Raw genomic sequence first — 1,597 nt, 5'->3', positions numbered from 1 at the left:
CTAGTGCTGTGACCGCATAGGTTCACCGGGTTGCTGCGTGCCTGTCGAGGGCGGCTCAGCGATCGGCATCGGAGAGTGGTCCGGCCTTGGTGACAACTCCGGTCCACCAGTCCGGTTGATCGGTGGGCTGCCACGAGACTTCCAGCTCTCGGTGGGTCAGCTCTTCGGCCCTGCGGTGGAGTGCGGCCTGTGCTGTCTCGGGCTCGCATGAGGGAGCGGGATGATCGAGCGCACCGTCGGCGGTGCCGCCCGGTGCTTCGAAGTGCAGGGCGAACCGCCACTTGTCTGGCGTGCGGTATAGGACGAGCGTCTTCGGAGTCCCGAACGTGCGCCAGTACGGCTTCCTTCTGCTTCCCATGGAGGAAGTATCGGTTAGCTGGTCAGGCAGCGGTGGCCAGTGCCCGTCCTCCCCAGCGGAGGCCCTTCTCGCTGCGGACGCGGGCGCGTTCACGGCGCTGGGCGGCCAGGACGTCGGGATGCCGTGCGTTCTGGTTGCGCCAGCGCAGGTAGCGATGCAACTCCCGTGTCTGGACGATGTGGTTGGGGTGATTCGAGTTGGCCAAGGTGAACTGCCGCAGCGGCCCGAAGTGCGCCTCGATCGGGTTGGCCCAGGACGCGTTCGCCGGTGTGAAGCACAGCTCGACTTTGTTCCGCGCCGCCCACCGTCTGATGCGCCAGTTCTTGTGGGCGGACAGGTTGTCCAGGATCACGTAGATGGGGGCGCCGTCCGGGCGGGCCGCACGGATGCTCTTGAGCGCGGCCCAGGTCGGGGAGATGCCCTTGCGGCGCCGGTTGACGCCCCAGAGGGTGTCGTCGCCGACCGAGTAGCAGCCGTGGAAGTAGCGGGTGCCGTGGGTGCGGTGGTAGGTCGCCGGCAACCGGTCCGGCCTTCCCTGCCCGGCCCAGCAGGCCCCAGCCGTCGGGCGGATGCCCAGCGGCCCGAACTCGTCGAAGGCGAAGGTCCGGTCCGGGCGCGCATGGAGCGCGTATTCGATCCGGTCCAGCTTGTCGTCGAAGTTCGGGTCGGTGGACTCCTTCCACGTTTTGGTCCGTTGGAAGGTGATCCCGCGGCGCAGCAGCAGGCAGCGCAGGGCCTCGCGGCCGATCCGTATCGGACGGGCGAGGTTGCGCCGCAGGTGCTCGGCGAGCTTGCGGATCGACCAGTGGCTGAAGGGCTTGCCGAGCTTGGCCGGGCGGGTGGTGGCCGTCTGGATGACGAAGTCCTCGTCGTCACGGTTGAGCAGGCGGGGACGGCCTCCCGCCCACTGAGGGTCCAGGCAGGCCAGCCCGGTCTCGTTGAAGCGGTGGATCACGTCGCGGACGGTGTCCTCGTCCGCCTGGACGAGCCGCGCGATCACCGGGACGCTGTTCCCGCCCGCCGACGCCAGCAGCATCATCGCTCTGCGGAACCGCACCGTGCTCGTACTGCCCCGACGCACGATCCGCTGCAGCCTCTGCCCCTCCTGCTCGGTCAACGTACGGACCCTGACCAGCTCCGCCATCCCGCCTCCCCGCACCGATCGGACATGTCGTCACATCCAACCGGCCCAAGGACCATGAGCACCAACACGGCGAACCTACGCGGTCAAAGCACTAG

General features: G+C 68.3%; 2 protein-coding genes. Both read right to left on the bottom strand.

What is annotated here, in order from left to right:
* Positions 1-55: 55 nt before the first annotated feature.
* Complete coding sequence (locus ADK54_RS45880) at positions 56-358, bottom strand: hypothetical protein (protein WP_159047734.1); 303 nt, start codon at positions 356-358, stop codon at positions 56-58.
* Positions 359-380: 22 nt separating this feature from the next.
* Positions 381-1,502 carry an IS630 family transposase gene (locus tag ADK54_RS44825; RefSeq protein ID WP_053725555.1) on the bottom strand — a complete coding sequence of 374 codons (1,122 nt, stop codon included), beginning with the start codon at positions 1,500-1,502 and terminating at the stop codon, positions 381-383.
* Positions 1,503-1,597: the final 95 nt, after the last annotated feature.

Origin of the sequence: Streptomyces sp. WM6378 (genome assembly GCF_001279695.1) — a bacterium.
In the GTDB taxonomy this organism is placed as follows: domain Bacteria; phylum Actinomycetota; class Actinomycetes; order Streptomycetales; family Streptomycetaceae; genus Streptomyces.
The sequence above is the reverse complement of the archived record's forward strand: the minus strand, read 5'-3'. Positions and strand labels throughout refer to the sequence as shown.

What these genes read in the sequence shown, in the direction of transcription:
- ADK54_RS45880 (WP_159047734.1), bottom strand. Translation starts at nt 358, where the DNA reads ATGGGAAGCAGAAGGAAGCCGTACTGGCGCACGTTCGGGACTCCGAAG.
- ADK54_RS44825 (WP_053725555.1), bottom strand. Translation starts at nt 1,502, where the DNA reads ATGGCGGAGCTGGTCAGGGTCCGTACGTTGACCGAGCAGGAGGGGCAG.